Origin of the sequence: Brevibacillus sp. HB1.1 (assembly GCF_013332445.1) — a bacterium.
In the GTDB taxonomy this organism is placed as follows: domain Bacteria; phylum Bacillota; class Bacilli; order Brevibacillales; family Brevibacillaceae; genus Brevibacillus; species Brevibacillus porteri.
In genome coordinates this window covers 919,275-937,292 of sequence record NZ_JABMIV010000002.1, presented here as the reverse complement: position 1 = coordinate 937,292, position 18,018 = coordinate 919,275, and the positions used below count along the sequence as shown (strand labels likewise).

General features: G+C 48.0%; 17 protein-coding genes. 13 read left to right on the top strand and 4 right to left on the bottom strand.

What is annotated here, in order from left to right:
- Positions 1-47: 47 nt before the first annotated feature.
- On the top strand, positions 48-362 hold the full coding sequence (locus tag HPY27_RS09390; protein ID WP_174224837.1) for a hypothetical protein: 315 nt from the start codon (positions 48-50) through the stop codon (positions 360-362).
- A 76-nt stretch (positions 363-438) separates the two neighbouring features.
- Here the strand turns inward: HPY27_RS09390 and HPY27_RS09385 are convergent, their stop codons facing one another.
- Positions 439-1,620 carry a NupC/NupG family nucleoside CNT transporter gene (locus HPY27_RS09385; RefSeq protein WP_069852303.1) on the bottom strand — a complete coding sequence of 394 codons (1,182 nt, stop codon included), beginning with the start codon at positions 1,618-1,620 and terminating at the stop codon, positions 439-441.
- A gap of 207 nt (positions 1,621-1,827) precedes the next feature.
- On the opposite strand from HPY27_RS09385, the gene HPY27_RS09380 reads away from it, so the two are divergent.
- Positions 1,828-2,364 (top strand): hypothetical protein, encoded by a 537-nt coding sequence (locus tag HPY27_RS09380; RefSeq protein ID WP_083261742.1) that lies wholly within the window; start codon positions 1,828-1,830, stop codon positions 2,362-2,364.
- A 52-nt stretch (positions 2,365-2,416) separates the two neighbouring features.
- On the opposite strand, the gene asnB is transcribed toward HPY27_RS09380, so the two are convergent.
- Positions 2,417-4,264, bottom strand: a complete 1,848-nt coding sequence (asnB, locus tag HPY27_RS09375) for an asparagine synthase (glutamine-hydrolyzing) (RefSeq protein ID WP_174224836.1) — start codon at positions 4,262-4,264, stop codon at positions 2,417-2,419.
- Positions 4,265-4,395: 131 nt separating this feature from the next.
- Between asnB and HPY27_RS09370 the strand changes: the two genes are divergently transcribed.
- The 9 genes from HPY27_RS09370 to HPY27_RS09330 all read left to right on the top strand — a co-directional run bounded on the left by HPY27_RS09370 (position 4,396) and on the right by HPY27_RS09330 (position 14,091).
- The gene (locus HPY27_RS09370; protein WP_174224835.1) at positions 4,396-6,147 is read left to right on the top strand and encodes a LytS/YhcK type 5TM receptor domain-containing protein; all 1,752 of its coding nucleotides are present in this window, start codon (positions 4,396-4,398) and stop codon (positions 6,145-6,147) included.
- Positions 6,147-6,875, top strand: a complete 729-nt coding sequence (locus tag HPY27_RS09365; protein WP_174224834.1) for a LytR/AlgR family response regulator transcription factor — start codon at positions 6,147-6,149, stop codon at positions 6,873-6,875. Before HPY27_RS09370 ends, HPY27_RS09365 begins: the two co-directional genes overlap by 1 nt.
- Positions 6,876-7,025: 150 nt before the next feature.
- Positions 7,026-7,373, top strand: a complete 348-nt coding sequence (locus HPY27_RS09360; protein WP_017247858.1) for a DUF485 domain-containing protein — start codon at positions 7,026-7,028, stop codon at positions 7,371-7,373.
- Positions 7,373-8,899, top strand: coding sequence for a solute symporter family protein (locus HPY27_RS09355; RefSeq protein ID WP_173624297.1), 1,527 nt, complete (start codon positions 7,373-7,375; stop codon positions 8,897-8,899). The genes HPY27_RS09360 and HPY27_RS09355 overlap by 1 nt, the downstream gene beginning before the upstream one ends.
- A gap of 89 nt (positions 8,900-8,988) precedes the next feature.
- Positions 8,989-10,551 carry a solute symporter family protein gene (locus tag HPY27_RS09350; protein WP_371814315.1) on the top strand — a complete coding sequence of 521 codons (1,563 nt, stop codon included), beginning with the start codon at positions 8,989-8,991 and terminating at the stop codon, positions 10,549-10,551.
- 47 nt (positions 10,552-10,598) lie between these two features.
- A complete protein-coding gene (locus tag HPY27_RS09345; protein ID WP_173624299.1) occupies positions 10,599-10,910 on the top strand; it encodes a hypothetical protein in 312 nt (103 codons plus the stop codon).
- Between the two features lie 110 nt (positions 10,911-11,020).
- A complete protein-coding gene (locus HPY27_RS09340; protein WP_173624300.1) occupies positions 11,021-11,878 on the top strand; it encodes a patatin-like phospholipase family protein in 858 nt (285 codons plus the stop codon).
- 121 nt (positions 11,879-11,999) lie between these two features.
- Entirely contained in the window at positions 12,000-13,061 is a 1,062-nt protein-coding gene (locus tag HPY27_RS09335) for an HD-GYP domain-containing protein (RefSeq protein ID WP_017247863.1), read from the top strand.
- Between the two features lie 163 nt (positions 13,062-13,224).
- A complete protein-coding gene (locus tag HPY27_RS09330; RefSeq protein ID WP_017247864.1) occupies positions 13,225-14,091 on the top strand; it encodes a universal stress protein in 867 nt (288 codons plus the stop codon).
- A gap of 71 nt (positions 14,092-14,162) precedes the next feature.
- Here HPY27_RS09330 and HPY27_RS09325 read toward each other — a convergent pair whose 3' ends face one another.
- Together HPY27_RS09325 and HPY27_RS09320 are read right to left on the bottom strand one after the other, a co-directional pair.
- Positions 14,163-15,398: an MFS transporter gene (locus HPY27_RS09325; protein WP_173624301.1), complete on the bottom strand. Its 1,236-nt coding sequence runs from the start codon at positions 15,396-15,398 to the stop codon at positions 14,163-14,165.
- A 62-nt stretch (positions 15,399-15,460) separates the two neighbouring features.
- Complete coding sequence (locus tag HPY27_RS09320) at positions 15,461-16,054, bottom strand: TetR/AcrR family transcriptional regulator (protein WP_017247866.1); 594 nt, start codon at positions 16,052-16,054, stop codon at positions 15,461-15,463.
- Between the two features lie 322 nt (positions 16,055-16,376).
- On the opposite strand from HPY27_RS09320, the gene HPY27_RS09315 reads away from it, so the two are divergent.
- Both HPY27_RS09315 and HPY27_RS09310 read left to right on the top strand, forming a co-directional pair.
- On the top strand, positions 16,377-17,219 hold the full coding sequence (locus HPY27_RS09315; RefSeq protein ID WP_174224832.1) for a deoxyribonuclease IV: 843 nt from the start codon (positions 16,377-16,379) through the stop codon (positions 17,217-17,219).
- Between the two features lie 51 nt (positions 17,220-17,270).
- Entirely contained in the window at positions 17,271-17,672 is a 402-nt protein-coding gene (locus tag HPY27_RS09310; RefSeq protein WP_174224831.1) for a hypothetical protein, read from the top strand.
- Positions 17,673-18,018 lie beyond the last annotated feature (346 nt).

Below are 18,018 nucleotides of genomic sequence, written 5' to 3'. Positions count from 1 at the left end.
TTTTTTCGTGAATGTAGCGGAACACTAACAGGGGAGAAAGTTTCTTTATGCTTGATTCCAATCAAATAAAGCGGCTGATTAAAGAACGTTCAGAACTTCACCTGAATGATCCGAAAGTAAATGAATTTTTGGGAAAGTTGACTGAAATACTGAGTGCCAATGTTCTAGAAACCATCGAGTTCTTCGATACCTGCACAGAGCAAGAAGCGTATTGGCTTAGTGAAATTTTTGAGGATATCTCAGCAAGAGTTAACAGTCAGGATTTTATCGAATGCATAAAGAGAGTGGACAGAAAATATCCAGAGTTACTGCTTGCAAAAGATATTAAGGTAGCGGAAGAGTTTATGGCCCCCAACCTATGAAATTTTAAAAGCGTCAAACAAACCATAAAAAAAGTGTCCCTACTGCACATGGCAGAGGGACACTTTCTCCTATCACTTACAGGACAAAGCTGACGACGACACCAGACAAAAGACTAACCAGCGTGGCACCAAACAACAGCTTCAACCCAAAGCGAGCGACTACATTGGATTGTTTCTCATTCAGACCTTTCACCGCACCAGCGATAATGCCGATGGAGGAGAAGTTCGCGAACGAAACGAGGAAGACAGAGAGAATTCCTACTGTACGTGGACTCAGTTCAGATACGACTTTGCCCAGCTCGATCATCGCTACAAACTCGTTCGTTACGAGCTTCGTCGCCATGATACTACCAGCCGTCATCGCTTCCGCAAAAGGAATGCCCATCAGGATGGCAAAAGGAGCGAAGACGAAGCCGAGCATTTCTTGGAACGTCCAGCCGAAAATCATGCCGAACAAGCTATTCACAGCCGCGATCAAGGCAACAAAACCGAGCAGCATTGCGCCCACGACTACTGCTACCTTAAAGCCATCCATGATGTACTCGACGAGCATCTCGAAAAAGGACTGCTTTTCATTGCTTTGAATCTCCAGTAAATCTTCTTCTTCGTTCACTGTATAAGGGTTGATGATCGAAGCGATAATAAAGCCGCCAAACAGATTCAAGAACAGGGCCGTGACGACGTACTTCGGCTCAATCATCGTCATGTACGCACCGACAATCGACATCGAAACAGTAGACATGGCTGATGCGCACAACGTATACAGACGATGCTCTGGCAAGGAACCGAGCTGTTTTTTTACAGTGATGAAAACTTCATTTTGGCCGACAATAGCGGAAGCGACAGCGTTGTATGACTCCAGTCTACCCATGCCGTTGATTTTGCTCAATACAAAGCCAATTGCCTTCATGATAATCGGCAAAATCTTGAAGTGTCGCAAAATACCGATGAGGACGGAAATGAAGACGATTGGGAGCAATACACCAAGGAAAAAGGACATTTGTCCGTCGTTTGCCAGATTACCAAATACGAAATTGATTCCTTCCGCAGCAAAGGCAAGAAGCTTTTCAAACGATTTGGAAATGGCTGAAACGAATATAAACCCAAACTTGGTGTGCAGAAGAAGAAAGGCAAGCAAAAATTGCAGAGCAATCATGACGATGATCGGTTTGTATTTGACCTGTTTACGTCCATTGCTCCCTAATAATGCTAACCCAATCACGATGAGTAAGCCAGCGATGGGAATGATGAAATTCATTACAACCTCCAAGAAATTAAATAGTGCTAAACTTAAAAGGCAAAAAAACGCACTCCCCGACAAGAGAAGTGAAAGCGGTTTATATTCTATCATCTCGATAATATGATTGCAATTTATATGTATGTTCAGAATTATTGTCCATTGTGTTTAGAACGCTGAAATCGGGCGTACTAGCATAAGCCCACCACCATACGGTTTATGGAGGAGGTGAAATCCTTGGATGAGTTGCAGAGGCTCAAGCAGTTTATCACTTCAGCAGAGCATGTCTGGACTCAGATCGCGAATTCGCCGAGAGGAAAGCCTGTTTATACCGTAAACGGTGTGGATTACACGCCATTGCCCGAAAAATACAACACTAAACGAAAAATCTCCCGTATTTTCCGCCGGTATTGGGGAAAGCAATTGACGGAAGTGATGATTCGGAATCTCCATTTGCGGATACTAAAAGGTAAGCTCTGTGTTCCTTATCGTGAAATCCCACCTTTTCCTGCAACTGTGTTGTCGTTGCAGATAAAAGTGAATCTGCCGGATCATCGGACCGTAGCTGCGATACTGAGCGGGGGAGGGAGAAAAACAAGAGTGGACTACCGTTTGATCCGAGTCGGCGCAACCAAAACGTTCACGATCATGAAACGCTCAGGCGAGCAGTTTGATCTGAGATATCAATCACTTGCTACCATTCCCCTCAACCCGAAGCCACAATCGGCACCTAGAACCAAGCAACGGGGAAGAACCAAAAAGTAACGAAAAGCTCCTCAATTCCCCCGAATCATAAGGGGCGAGGAGCTTTTTGTATTTAGGTTCGAATGGAAACACGGTACTCCCGCAGCCAATAATCCAGCTGGCCGAGATAGGCGAACAACTGAGGTGTACTCATGAGCTGACCGAAAAACGGAATGCTCGAAGCCTGTGCATCTGACTCGGCAATTTTTCGAATCGTTGGAACATCTACCAGTTGAAGCAGTGGAGAGGAAGAGTCGTTTACTATATCCAGCAGCCAAGAGCGAACGGCTTCCGTATAGGCGGGATTATGTGTTTTCGGGTACGGGCTTTTCTTGCGATACAAAACCTCATCAGGCAAGATTCCTTCCATAGCTTTTCGCAAAATTCCTTTTTCCCGATTCCCGTGCGTCTTCATATCCCATGGGATGTTCCAGACGTATTCCACAATACGGTGATCACAGAACGGGACGCGCGCTTCCAGACTGGCCGCCATGCTCATTCGGTCTTTGCGATCCAATAGTGTGTTCATGAACCACGTAATATTCAAATAAAACATTTCCCGTCGGCGAGCTTCGAGAGGGTCTTCGCCTGGGAGATGTGGGACTTCATCGAGAGATTCCTCATATCGCATGGCAACGTATTCCTCAGGTTTGACCCAATCACGAAGATCAGGTGAAAGCCAGGAAGCACGTTCTTTCGTCGCTCTCGACCAAGGGAACGTTCCGGCATTCAGCAGTTCCTCGCGATGAAACCACGGATACCCGCCAAATACTTCATCTGCGCATTCTCCAGAGAGGACGACGGTCGTCTCTTTTTTTATTTCGCGGCAAAACAGGTAGAGGGACGCATCCACATCAGCCATCCCCGGCAAGTCGCGGGCGAGTGTCGCTGTTTTCAGGGATTCAATCAAATCGTCTGTGTCGAACTCAATCGTGTGATGCTGGGTTCCGAGAAACTTTGTAACGAGTTGCACATAAGGTTCATCCTCATTCGGTTGAAAAGCACTCGCCTTGAAATGCTTTCGGTTGTCTACGTAATCAATGGAGTAGCTGTGCAGGGTTCCGCGGCCTGTTTTTTGAAAATGATCTGCCGCAACAGCTGTAATAATGCTCGAGTCTAACCCACCTGACAAAAGGGTCGATACGGGAACATCCGCAACTAATTGGCGCTCAATCGAATCCGTGACTAACTCCCTGACACGTTCAGCAGTTGTCGCTAGGTCATCCGTATGTGGATGGCTTTCGAGCTGCCAGTAACGTTTTTGCTTGAGGCTATCACGCGTTACCAACAGATAGGAGCCGGGCCGAACCTCGTGTACGTTGTGAAAAACACCATGGCCAGGTGTACGAGCGGGACTGATTCCGAAAACCTCCGCCAAGCCTTCACGAGAGAGCTCTGGTTTGATTTCGGGGTGAGCAAGCAAGGCTTTTAGCTCGGAGGCGAGCAGAAATGAACTGCCTCTTTGCGCATAAAACAGCGGCTTAACCCCCATCCGGTCACGGCCGACAAACAATCTTTGTTCGCGTTCGTCCCAGATCGCAAATGCAAAGATACCGTTTAGCTTTGACAGACAGTCTGGGCCCCACTCCAAATACGTGTGCAAAAGTACCTCCGTATCCGAGTGAGATTGAAAGGTATGTCCGCAAGCAAGCAGCTCTGCTCGCAAATCCTCGGTATTATACAATTCACCATTGTAAATCATGGTGCAGGCATGTTCGTTTTTGAGAGCCGACATAGGCTGCTGTCCGCCAGCAGGGTCTACGACCACAAGTCGACGATGACCAAGGGCCGCACGAGGAGTCAGCCAAAAGCCTTCTGCATCAGGGCCTCGATCCTTGAGGCATTGGGTCATTTTTTGCAGCACATTACGTTCACCAGATAAGTCCTTTTCCCAATCAATCCATCCTACAATTCCACACATGGTATGATCACCCTTCTCCTGGAGCATTGCACACACAGCGTATGCAATCAGCCTAGCGAGGTTGTCTGTCCAGCAGGGAAATGAGGGTAATATGCGGAATTTATAGAAGATTTAAACTAAGGGAGGCTACGGTGGACAATCTCACGTTATTGCTCATTGAAAGAATGGGCATTCTTTTGACGCTAGCATTTATTTTGACAAGGACACCGTTGTTTCGCCAGCTTTTAGACCGTGAATTGCACGTAGGGACGTCAATCGCATTTTCGGTCATGTTCGGATTGTTTGGGATTGCAGGTACATATGCAGGAGTGGTCGTGCAAGGGGAGAGCTATCTCCCTGCTTTTTGGATTTTTCGTTTGTCGTATGACGAAATGATCGCCAATTCTACTTTGGTAGGGGTCGTCATTGGAGGTTTGCTCGGAGGGCCTCTCGTTGGCCTGGGGGCAGGTGTCATTGCTGGGCTTCATGTCTTTCAATTGGGAGGATTCGCCGCAGCACCGATGGGCTTGTCGATCCCGATCACGGGGTTGCTGGCAGGATACGTTGCACGTTTTTTCTCACAGGAGCGGGTTATTTCTCCGTCCAAAGCCATGTTCATCGGCATGTTCGCGCCCATTATTCAGATGTCGCTTTTATTGATCATGGCAGCTCCGCCCGAGTTGGCGCGAACCATGGTTAACGTGATTGGGATTCCGATGGTGCTGACGAACAGTGTTTCGATTGCGATTTTTACGACGATGATACGGGTTGCCTTGCAAGAGGCAGAACGTTCGGCTGCCATTGAGGCGGAGCGTTCCTTTACGATAGCGGAAAGAATTTTGCCACACCTGAAAAGGGGGCTTACCCCGCAAACCGCTCAGTCAGCAGCCCTCGTCTTACAAAAAGAAACGAAAGCAGCAGCCGTTGCGGTAACCGATCGAGAACAGCTTCTTGCGCACGTTGGAGTGGGGGCAGATCATCATCATCCGGGAGAAGCACTTAATAGTGAGCTCGATAAGCGGGCTCTGTATAGCGGTGGAATCGATAAGGGATTCACGCGAGAGAGCGTAGGGTGCAAGCGCAAAAATTGTAACCTGCATGCAGCGATTCTCGTGCCGATTAAAGAGGGGGACAGCGTCGTCGGTCTGATCAAACTCTATTATCGGAGGCCACAACAAATAGGAAAAGTCCAGGAAGCACTAGCTAAAGGGCTTGGCAACCTGATCTCCAATCAATTGACCCTATCTCTCACGGAGCAAATGAAAGGTTTAATGAAGGATGCAGAGTTGCGGATGCTACAGGCACAGATTCATCCTCACTTTTTGTTCAACACATTGAATTCAATTGTAACCTTGATACGAATTGATCCGCAGCTAGCCCGGCATATGACCATTCAGCTTGGTGTGTTCATGCGATTCAACCTGAAGCTCACAGCGAGTCCGCTTGTCACTGTGAGACAGGAGTTGGATCACCTACATGCTTATTTGGAAATTATCAAAATCAGATTTTCCGAGCAATTCGCCGTTCGCACGATCATTGATTCGGGGGTAGAGGAAGCTCTTATTCCTCCTGGTACGTTGCAGCCGTTATTTGAGAATTGCATTCAGCATGGTGTTCGCGACATCACGAACGGCGGTGAGATCATACTCCATGTGAAACGGCAGGATGTGCACGTTGTTTTTCAAATCGAAGATAATGGCGAAGGCTTTCCCGACAACTTGCTGCCAGTTCTGGGAAAGGTGCCAATGGAGAGTAAGGAGGGCAACGGAATTGGCATCCATAATGTCAACCAACGTCTGATCAGCTTGTGCGGGCAAGAGGCCCATCTTCATTTTGCCAATAAACAAGAAGGCGGCAGTACGATTACCTTTACCATTCCAATGACAACAGAGGTGAGTGCCTGATGCCAATACGCGTCATGATTGCAGAAGACGAGCGACTAGCACGCGAAGAACTGAGCTATTTATTGTTACAAGAAGGAGACGTAGAATTGTTGCCCTATGCCACCAACGGGCGAGAGCTGTTGGAAATGGTCGATGTGCACGAACCGGATGTCGTCTTCTTGGATATGAAAATGCCTGAGCTGGAAGGAGCTCAGGCAGCAAGAATGCTCACATCACGCAAGCAGCATCCCCTCATCGTTTTTTGTACCGCGTACGAGGAATTTGCCATCGATGCGTTTAAGCTGTACGCCGTCGATTATTTGTTGAAGCCTACGGAGCCCAAGCGCCTGGTAGAAACGATGCAACGAATACGCGAGCGTCTGGTCAAACCGAAAGCAGAGCCTGTCCAGACAAAACGAACCAAGCTGTTGGTAGAAGACAATAGCAGATTAGTGGTCATTGATCCAGCGACGATTGTATATGCAGTGCGGGAGGAGCGATATGTGCAAATCGTCACCCAAACGGCTACGTACTCGACGCGGATGACCCTGACACAACTGGCGGATAAGCTTTTCGCATACGACTTTTTCCGTACTCACAAGAGCTATTTGGTCAATCTTCAATTTGTGAGCGAGCTCGAACCATGGTTCAACGGTGCTTACAACCTGATTTTGAAGGGAGAAGGAAGACCGCGTATTCCCGTATCTCGGACCTCTGCCAAGGATTTGCTCAAACGTCTTGAGGAGTAAGCCTGATGATCAATCGTTTGCAGATCGTGGCTAAAAATCTGCCACTGACACACTCTCCCCGACATCTTACGCAGAAAAATACACGGTTAGAAAAGGATTCTCTACAATGTAGGAAGCGCTTACATTTTTGTAGATGAGGGGGAGGTTCCCATGGGCAAATCCGCTTCGGCAAAAAAAGCCGAGGATCAAAAGAAGGATGCTGTTGATTATGCAAAAGTCATTCAGTCAGCCACTTTCAAAGAGCTCTTAAGAAGAAAAAAAGCGTTTATTTTGCCATCTTCTATTTTTTTCTTCGTGTTTTACTTTACCCTTCCGATTTTAACCTCTTACTTCACCGTACTGAACCAACCAGCGTTTGGAGCCATTTCGTGGGCGTGGGTATTTGCCTTTGCTCAGTTCGTTATGACATGGGGTCTCTGTATTCTGTACACCAGGCGGGCAGAGCAGTTTGATCAACTCGTTGAGAAAATCAAACAAGAGGCAGGTGGAAGGGGCTAATGAACGTTACTGCATTTTTACTCTTTCTCGGCATTGTTCTTTTGACACTTGTCATCACCTTTTACGCTTCGAAAAAGACGAACACGACTAGTGAGTTTTATACCGCTGGAGGAGGCTTGACGGGTTGGCAAAACGGCCTCGCGATTGCGGGAGATTACATGTCCGCTGCTTCCTTCCTGGGGATTGCCGGGATGATTGCGCTGAGTGGGTTTGATGGCTTTTTCTACAGTATCGGCTTTCTTGTCGCGTATCTCGTTGTGCTCTACTTGGTAGCAGAGCCTTTGCGTAATTTAGGAAAATACACGATGGCAGATATGATTGCCGCGCGTTTTGACAATAAAAAGGTTCGTGGTGTTGCCGCTCTCAATTCGATTGCGATCTCGATTTTTTATATGATCGCGCAATTGGTCGGAGCAGGGGCCTTGATCAAGCTGCTTTTGGGGCTGGATTACACGACATCTGTTTTGATCGTAGGGGCATTGATGACGATCTACGTCGTGTTCGGCGGGATGACGGCAACCTCGTGGGTGCAGATCGTCAAAGCGGTTTTGTTGATGGTCGGGACATTCATCATCTCTATGATGGTTTTTGCCAAATTCGATTTTAATCTCTTGAAAATGTTCGAGCAAATGAAGACGGTGACCCCATTGGGAGAACAATTCCTCAATCCTGGCAACAAGTTTAAAGTGGGGCTCGATACCCTTTCACTGAATCTCGCGCTTGTGCTCGGAACAGCTGGATTGCCGCATATTTTGATTCGTTTCTTCACCGTAAAAGATGCGACGACAGCTCGCAAATCAGTTGTGTACGCGACATGGATCATTGGTGCCTTCTATGTCATGACGATCTTCCTCGGCTTCGGAGCGGCAGCGTTTGTAGGAGCGGGGAATATGGACCCCGCAGGTAACATGGGAGCTCCACTGCTAGCGCAAGCACTAGGTGGTAACTTCTTGTTTGCCTTCGTATCGGCGGTTGCCTTCGCTACCATTCTCGCGGTAGTGGCTGGGCTGGTGCTGACTGCCGCTTCTGCCTTTGCGCACGACTTTTACGGACACGTATTACGACAAGGAAAAGCAACAGAAAAGGAGCAAATGAAGATGGCCAAATGGGCGTCAATCGGTGTCGCGATTGTCTCCATCTTGCTTGCCTTGTTTGCGCAAAATCTGAACGTGGCTTTCCTTGTTGCGCTGGCTTTCGCAGTAGCGGCGAGTGCAAATCTACCAGTGATTTTATTCACGATCTTCTGGAAAAGGTTCAATACGGCAGGAGCAATCAGCGGGATGCTCGTTGGTTTGTTCAGCTCTCTCATTCTGGTTGCGTTGAGTCCGAACGTTTGGAATCCTGTAGCTGGAAAAGCCATTTTGGTCGGCGAAGCGCTGTTCCCGTTGCCGAATCCGGGCATTGTCTCGATCCCTTTAGGGTTTTTGGCAGCATGGATCGGAACCTTGATGTCCAGCTCCCGTGATGATAAGAAGTACGATGAAATTTTGGTGAAAGCGAATACAGGAATGAAAGATTCAGCGTAGAAACAGTAATCGTAGGAAGCTCATGCCACGAAGAGAAGGCTGGGGTTAACCCCTGGTCTTTTTTTCATTTTTGCAAGAAGGGAGAGGTATTGTCCGTGACGACGATCATCTTTTTCCTTGCCGTCATTATCGGAACGATGGCGATCACTTATTCAGCTGCCAAACAGACGGGGACGACGAAAGACTTTTATGCAGCAGGAAATCGCTTGAACGGGTTACAAAATGGCATTGCCATTGCAGGCGATTACATGAGTGCTGCCTCGTTTTTGGGGATTGCAGGAACGATTGCGATGTACGGCTTTGACGGGTTCGTGTATGCGATCGGCTTTTTTGTCTCTTATCTGATTATTTTGTTTTTAGTTGCGGAGCCGTTGCATAATTTGGGACGCTATACGTTGGCAGACGCAATTGCCGTCAGGTTTGACAGTCTTTGGCTGCGTGGTGTTGTTGCCTGTACGACTCTATTAATTACGATTTTTTACATGCTGGCGCAATTAGTTGGGGCAGGTGCCCTCATTCATTATTTATTGGGAGTGCGTTACGATGCGGCTGTCCTCGTTGTCGGGAGCCTGATGACATTTTACGTCGTGTTCGGCGGGATGGTGGCGACCTCGTGGGTTCAGATTATTAAAGCGATTTTGCTCCTGACAGGGACATTGATCCTAAGTCTGATCGTGTTTGCCCGTTTTGATTGGAGCTTCTCCGAGATGTTTTCACATGTGAGTACGATTACACCTCTTCAGGAACAGTTCTTACAGCCGGGTAATCAACTTCATGATCCGCTGGAAACGATCTCCCTGCATCTGGCTTTGATTCTCGGTACCGCCGGACTCCCCCATATTATCTCCCGGTTATTCACAGTCAAGGACGCAAAGACGACACGTAATTCGATTTACACCGCTACGTGGGTGATCGGCGCCTTTTATTTGATGACGATTTTTCTCGGCTTCGGGGCGAGCACGTTTGTAGGCTACGAGGCATTGAAAAATGTGGGCTTCGGGGGGAATCTGACCGTCACGCTCTTGGCGGATGCTCTCGGTGGAGAGTTTTTGATGGCGTACATTGCTGCCGTTGCCTTCGCGACGATATTGGCAGTCGTGACAGGACTCGTGCTCTCTGCCTCTTCTGCGTTTGCGCATGACGTCTACAGTCATCTGATCAGACGAGGGGTGGCATCGGAAAAAGAACAGGTCACCATGGCAAAGCTTTCGTCAGTGGCAGTGGGCGTGATCTCCATTTGGTTGGCTATCGGTGCAGAAAAAATGAACGTGGCAATTCTCGTTGCGCTGACGTTTGCTGTAGCAGCATCATCCAATTTGCCACTGCTGTTGTTTACGTTGTATTGGAAGCGGTTTACCGTGCGAGGAGCCATTTGTGGCGTCCTGACTGGGTTAACGGCATCAGTGGTACTGGTCATTTTAGGACCGACTGTTATGCATCCCCTCACCGGACTTATCCGTGCGGAGCCACTTTTTCCACTGACGAATCCTGGATTGGTCTCCATACCACTCGGCTTTTTAGGAGCTGTGCTCGGAACACTACTGGATCGGCCTGATCCTGATGCGGAGATGAAGTATCAACGCGTACTGTTTCAGGCGTTGACGGGAATCCGAGTTCCACCTGCGAAGAAACCGAAACAAGAATCTGCATAAAGCCTCTTCGCGTGCCCCACTCTAGGAGTAGAAGGAGGAGGGGGTAAGTGGGTACGAGGAAAGAGTCAGACGTTGTATCACATGACCAGCCAGATGTCTATGAGCGCGCAAGGCTGGCACTGGATGATCTGATTGGAGAGCTATGTGAAGCACTGGAAGAGGAAGAGACCGAATCCTATAAGCGAAAAGGCTATGAAATGATCGGGAGCTACTTTCGAGAGCCGGTCAATACCGGGGAATTAACCTTGATCTATGCCGTGGTGCTTGCCGATATCCTCTATAAGCTGGAGTTGACGCAACAAGAGGAAAATGTAGCAATGGTCCGTGATGAGTACAGCATGATGAAAAAAGACGATTGAGTGGCGACCCCGTTTGAGGGTCGTTTTTTGATTGGCACGATCCCGCCCTGCATGTTTCATTGGGCAACCATTCATACTACGGGTAAACGAAATCAAAATGGGTGATTGGTATGGAAAAGGTCGGGCTCGTTTTGCAGGGAGGGGGAAGCCGTGGGATTTATACCGCTGGCGTTCTGGATTACTTCATGGAGCAGGAGCTATACATCCCGTATGTGGTTGCCGTGTCAGCAGGTGCGTGCAATGGAGCGGCATACTTGGCGAGGCAGAGTGGATTGGGCAAGATTTATCATACGAAATACATTCGCGATCCCCGATACTTTCACTATAAAAATTTGATCATGAAGCGCTCGCTATTTGGCATGGATTTTATTTTCAATGAGATGCCCTACAAGCTGGAGCCGTTCGCCATTGATCGGTTTCGCGAAGCGAAGGAACAATTTGTCGTCGTCACAACGGATTGCGGGTCAGGAGAGGCCGTTTACTTTACGAAAGACGACTGTGAGGATATTTTCCATGTGATTCGGGCTTCGTGCAGTCTTCCGTTTCTATCACCCCAGGTTACGATCAACGGACGTAAGCTATGGGATGGTGGCATCGTGCATCCGGTCCCTTTCATGAAGTCTATACTTGATGGCAATCAAAAGCATATTATTGTGCTTACTTCTTCTTGTCCTCCGGGTGAGTGGATGCGCCAGCTATGGCGTGTCGAGCGTCTTTTTTCCAGAAGTACGCGCTTGTGCCAAGCATTCATTCGTCATTTTCGTATCTATTACGAGACGATTGAAAAGGTCAAAGAGATGCAGAAGGAAGGCAAAGCGTTTGTCATCGCACCACCAGTGGGTACCATTCTACGAGGTTTTGAACGTCAAGAGGAGAAGCTGGAGCATTATTACAGACAAGGCTACCAGGATGCTCGTACCCAATTTTCTGGACTTTGTACATGGCTTGGTCTTGGCAGGAACAGGTGAAAAATGAGAAGGCATCTGGTATTACGGATGTTTTTTCGGCAAAATCATGCGAAACAGGTTTTTCCAAAGCGAAGATAGGGAAGAAGCATCAGGGGAGGATGGAATCAGGAGGAAAGACCCCATGAAATATGTGAATGTAGACCTAGTAGAGCCAGGAGATGTTTTGGCTCGAAGCATTTATACAAGTGAAGGCTTAACGCTCTTGCATGCAGGTGTCCAGCTGACAGTCGGAATGATTAATAAATTGCGTCGGTTTGGCGTCACGATGTTAAGTATCAAAGACCCGCTGCTTGATGAAGTGAAGGAGCAGGAGGTCATCACAGAGACCACTCGGAAGGACGCCATCCGCAATCTGTCGCAAACGATTTCGTGTGTGCAGACTGGAAAAAATTTTGATGTTCGCGGTATTCAAAAATCAGTGGGAAGTATCATCGACGAAACCTTGAGAAATCGTCGCGTGCTCTTGAATCTAGGAGAAATTCGCACGACCGACAACGCTATGTACATTCATTCCTTGAATGTGTGCATGATGGCAACAGTAATGGGCGTAGGATTAGGCTATAATACGGCTCAACTAAAAGAGCTCGCCATCGGAGCGCTCTTGCATGACATTGGAAAGCTGTCAGTCGACAAGGAAGCTCCAGCCTACAAAAAGAACAGCAAGACCAATCATCATACGTGGCTGGGCTTTGATCTGTTGCGAAAAAAACATGAGATGAGCATTGTCTCCGCTCACGTCCCTTTGCAGCATCATGAATGGGTGGATGGTAGTGGGCAGCCACGAGGCCTGACTGGCGATGAGATTCATGATTTCGCCAAGATTGTTGCGATTTGTAACTACTACGATAATCTCATCTCTCCTTTTTCAGAGGAAGAAGAGACGTTGCCTGCGTATGAGGCTTGCGAAAAAGTTATGGGGCTCGCGGAGAAACGTTTTGATCATAAAATGGTCATTCACTTTTTGCGCTCGATTGCTATGTACCCGACAGGAACCTCGCTGAAGCTGTCGACAGGAGAGATCGGTGTGATCATTGACCAAAATAGAGGCTTACCTTCGCGCCCAGTCGTTCGGGTCATTCGAAGAGACCAGCAGGCGAATCGGCGGATGGTGGATGATCATGAGATCACGGACATTGATTTGAGTGAAAAGCCTACTATTTTTATCACAGCTGTCATGGACTAGGGCCTGGAAAGAATAGGACTCCCTATCAGGGAATATCCCTACCAAGATCAGGGAAAACCCCTACATACACGTAGGGCTCACAGGGCTACAATGGACTCAAGGCAGATGGATACATAGAGCTACACTACATTTGCCAGATGAAAAAGAGGAAGGACGTGTCATTATGTCCCGTATTCTAGTCCCTGTCGATTTCTCAGCGCAGTCCATTCAGGCGGTCCGCTTCGCGCTGGCCTACGCCAAAAATAAGCATGATATCACATTGCTTCATGCTATCTCACCGTTCCCTTCACGCAATGTTGTCAGAAGGTTGGGACGAGATGTTGTAGAAGATTATCAATTGGATGAAGCAAGAGATGATCTCAAAAAATTCCTGTCGATCGTAGAAGAAGCAGGTATTACGTATGAACTGGAGATTGAGTTCGGAGAGCCGCATGAAGTCATTGCAAAGCACGCTGCGAATGACTATGCTGCCATCGTAATGGGAACACATGGCTACGGCCGCATTACAGGCTTCCTGTTGCAAAGTGTCAGCTATCCGACACTCCACGATGTCAAAGTTCCGGTCTTCCTCATTGCGGAGGAGACAGATGATAGCCGCTTCCCTTGGAATAAAGTACTCATTGCAGTAGATGGCTCCGATCATTCGATGGAAGCTGCGAAAAAAGCCGTCGAGATGGGGCAGCACCTCCCGGATGTATCGTTTACACTCTTGTCTGTTGTCATCCCACCAGTCACATACGCAGGTGTATATGGCGTAGGCTGGGATAACATGAATACTCTCGAAGGTTGGGGACGTGAAACGTTAAAACCTTGCGAGGAGATGCTTGCAGCTGCCTCAATCCCGTTTGAAAGCAAGGTCGTGGTTGGAGATCCAGCTACTGTGATCCGCCAGACGGCTGAAGAAATCGACGCTGGACTGGTTGTGCTCGGTCATCATGGCCAAGGTGCAGTGGCAGGTACGCTACTTGGCAGTGTTACATTTAAAACGATTCATCGTACGAAAACACCACTCCTCATTGTGAAAACATAGCATTATTTTAGAAAAAGCTGTCCGCTTGGTGGACAGCTTTTTTGCTTGGGCGCATTCTCTTACGATAGAGTTTACGCTTGTTTGTGTTCGAGAAGATGGTTAGCTCCATCTGGTGTAACTTCGGCCGAATCCCACTTGATTCGTGTACATCCCCATGCAGCGAGCAGAAGGATGACAGATGCGATCAGAAATACCGTAATCAACGAAGTCATCTGCATGAGCGGACCTGCAACAAAGGAACCGATCATCATGAGTCCGACCATGAGCGGTGAAATCGTTCCATTCACTCGTCCGATATACGCTTCATCCACGAGCTTGATCATGAACATACCGATCACGATCTGTAAAAATGCCATCCCAATTCCAGTGAAAAAGCGCATCGCTGCGGTGACGTATACCCAAACAGAGAGAACTTCTACCGCGACGGAAAGAGCGAAGAAAATCAATCCACCTGTAATGACCCAACGACCATTCAGGCGATCCAGGTAAATGGAAGCCAAAATACCGCCCAACAGCATACCCAATCCGTCTAATGCGGTAAACCATTGAATGGCTTCCTTGGAGAGTAATAGACGATCCGTGATAACAAATACCTCCAGCGAATTGATAAGACCCGAGGATAGTCCCAGACACGCAAAGGTAACGGCAAGCCCGCGTAAGGCTGGGCGCTTTTTTACATAGGCAAAACCTGCTTTAATCTCAGAAAGGAGAGTTCCGTCTTCCTCTGTTGCACTGGCAGTTGAGGTAGGGAGTGTCAAAAGGATCAGTGCCGAGACGAAGAAGAGGCCGGCCATCGTTAACAGGGAAGGGTAGATGCCCCAATGTTCAAAGAAGAAGGTACCGACGATTGGGCCAACCAGAAGAAAAATTGAACCCGTACTTTGTGAAATAGACACAGCTGCTGCAACTTGCTCATCAGGAATATGACGCTTCATCATCTTGGCAGAGGAAGGCTGGGAGAACTGCGACACGACAGCTGAGATAAATGTCGCAAAGAATACAGCGATCCACATCCCTTGCCAGAGCAAATACACGATGACTAAAACAGAGAGGGCGCTCAACAGGTTCCCGGCTATCATCGTTCGCTTCGGATTCCAGCGATCAGCCAATGCTCCGCCAATAATCGAAAAAACCAAGATCGGCGCAAGTTCGATAGCGGTCAAAAGCGATACGGCAGTTGGATTGTTGCCGCTCGTCTCCATCACATAGTAGAGCAAGGCCATGTTACGAATCCATATACCGATATTTTCTAATGTATCACTGATAAAGACAGTGAGAAAAACTTTGTTTCCCCAAAGACCTTTCATAGGTCATTTCACTCCCAAAAAGTTATACCGAACGTCCGGTCTAATAAAAGTTGAAAAAAATGCTACTTGGCAGCAATGCCATGCAGCAAAACGTCAATGCTCCTTTTCAGCAGAGCATAAAGACGCTCGTCTTCCATTTGATAACCCACGTTAATGATTCCGTTCATCAGCCCTTCCAGTATCATCGCCATTTCTTCGGGATCGCATGGGGCGAACTCGCCTCGGTCGATTCCTTCTTGGAAGAGGGAAGTATAGAGGGTATACGTGGAGCCGAGCATTTCTAGCACTTGTTCCAAAATGACTGGATCTGCTAGCTGGCTACCGGAGAACTCTTCGCCCGCTTTTTTTAGAGGGTGGGACAAATAATCCTCCAAGAAAAAAACAGCTAAGCCGTACAGTTTATCGATAGATGTCTCGAATTCTTTTTCTTTTTCCTGCCACAGATATTCCCATTCGTTGTACTGTTTTTCAAGCAAATACAGGAACAACTGCTCCTTGTTTTTGAAGTGGTAATAGAGGCTGCCCTTACTCGCTCCAGTTGCTTGGCAAATGTCCTCAATGGAAGTGGCTGAATAGCCTTTCTGAGAAAATAACTCGGTGGCTTTCTCTACGATATGTTGCTTGGTTTTCTCCCCATCGAGACGACGCTTTGACATTTTACAAATGCTCCTTCTTCTAGACTGAACGTTCGGTTTAGTTTTAGTTTATTCGATTTGACAGGGAAGCGCAAGTATTCGATTGAGAAGAAGAGACAGAGGGAAAAATGATAGAGGTATTTCAAAAAGTCGTCTTTTGATCACGGAGTCGTCCTGAAAGTCTATTCGGCGTCGAAAGAGGTGTTCACCTTCAAAGTCCGGTGCTCATGTAGGTTCCCTACATTCCGCTCCTCCTTTTTCAGGTTCACACCACTTTCTTGGTGCTGAAAAGACGACTTTTTGAACAAGCAATGAAAGGAAGCGAGAGAAGGGCGGGATTACCTTGCAAATCGGTTGTCATGTCAGTATTCGTCATGGGTATGAGGAGGCAGCGAGAACTGCATACAAAGAAGGAGCGTTATCCTTTCAATTTTTCCCGAAAAACCCGCGAAGCCTAGGTGTCAAGCAATTCGATGCCCGGGACGCAGAGCGATGTCGCGCTTTTTGTCAGCAAAACGGCATGCTGTCGATTGCCCATACGCCATACCCGGTGAATCTTTGCGTCGAGGAGCAGGAGCTTTTCGCTGTTACAGTGGGCTCCGTACGAAATGACCTTGAAATTGCCGAAGCTTGTGGAGCTTTGGGCGTGGTCGTTCATTTTGGCCAGTATAAAGGCGTTGATGTACTTACCGGTTACAAAATCATGATCCAGATGGTCAATCAAATACTGGATGGCTGGGATGGAAAGGCCCAGCTGTTAATCGAAAACAATGCCGGACAAGGCAATCGCATGGGCACAACAATTGAAGAGCTCACGCAGGTTCGACAATTGTTTGCTGAGCCACAGAAGGTAGGCTTTTGCCTGGATACGTGTCATGCATTTGCCAGCGGATTGTGGAAAGGGAATGATTGGGGGGAAGTAGCCGATCGGATGCGAGAGCTCGATTATTTTACGAGCTTACGTGCCGTTCATCTGAACGATTCCGTTTATCCGAGTGGTTCCTTTCGAGACCGACATGCTTCCATCGGAAAAGGGATGATTGGTGATGCAGCCATTGCGGCTTTCTTACAAACACCCGAATTGCAAGGACTTCCCATCGTTCTGGAAACGGCGAGAGGCTCAGAAGGAGGCCATAGCGAAGAAATCAAACATGTTCGTCTACTTAGAGACAATTGGCAGGGCTGACCATGTTGTGGTAGAGTGTGAAATGATGTGTTCAACACGGGAGGGGTACCTATGAAAAAGCGTATTAAGGTGACGATTGCGGATTTTACTCATCTTACAGAAAACTTGAATAACCCGGAGGAGCTCGCTCTGTACGAAGCGGCGAACGGAAATACATACGATGCTGAAATCGAGCATGATGGATACGCGATTGTGGATGTGACAGACGAGGATTACATCGAGCTGGCTCCAGGAGAGTATCAACAGATGATCGAAGAGTGGACAAACGCCGGACAAATCGGCGAGTGGATACTGCAAACCATGTCAGACCCAGCGGATGACAAGGCTTTGCTGTATCGCACAGTGGACAAGGCTGGAACAGAAATCCAAGCACCGCAATCACTGCCGAAGCAAGTCGTCGAGCTGGTTGCCAATACGTGGTTTGGCAAAAAAGCAAAGAAGATTGAAGAGTAATCCAAGAATGAAAAGGAGCGCTGCGAGATAGCGCTCCTTTTTTATGCCAAGAATGTCAGGAGCTTTTCTCCCTGCGTTTAAAAGGTACCGATGAACCGACAAAGCTGGTGAGAAGAAAAAGCGCAGGACTCGCAGACCTTGACAACGCCTACCCAGTCGGAACTTAAAAAAGGGGACCACGCTTGTCGAACACTTCTTCTTTGAGAAACTTCCGCCCGTAGGGTGGCTTTGGCTCGACGGTCCCCTTTTTTAAGTGGAGACGGACAGTCAATCCCGCTTGAGGGCGTGTCAGAGTCGAAGAGAACTGCGCTTTTTCTTCTCCTCCACTATGTTGACTCAGTGTTTA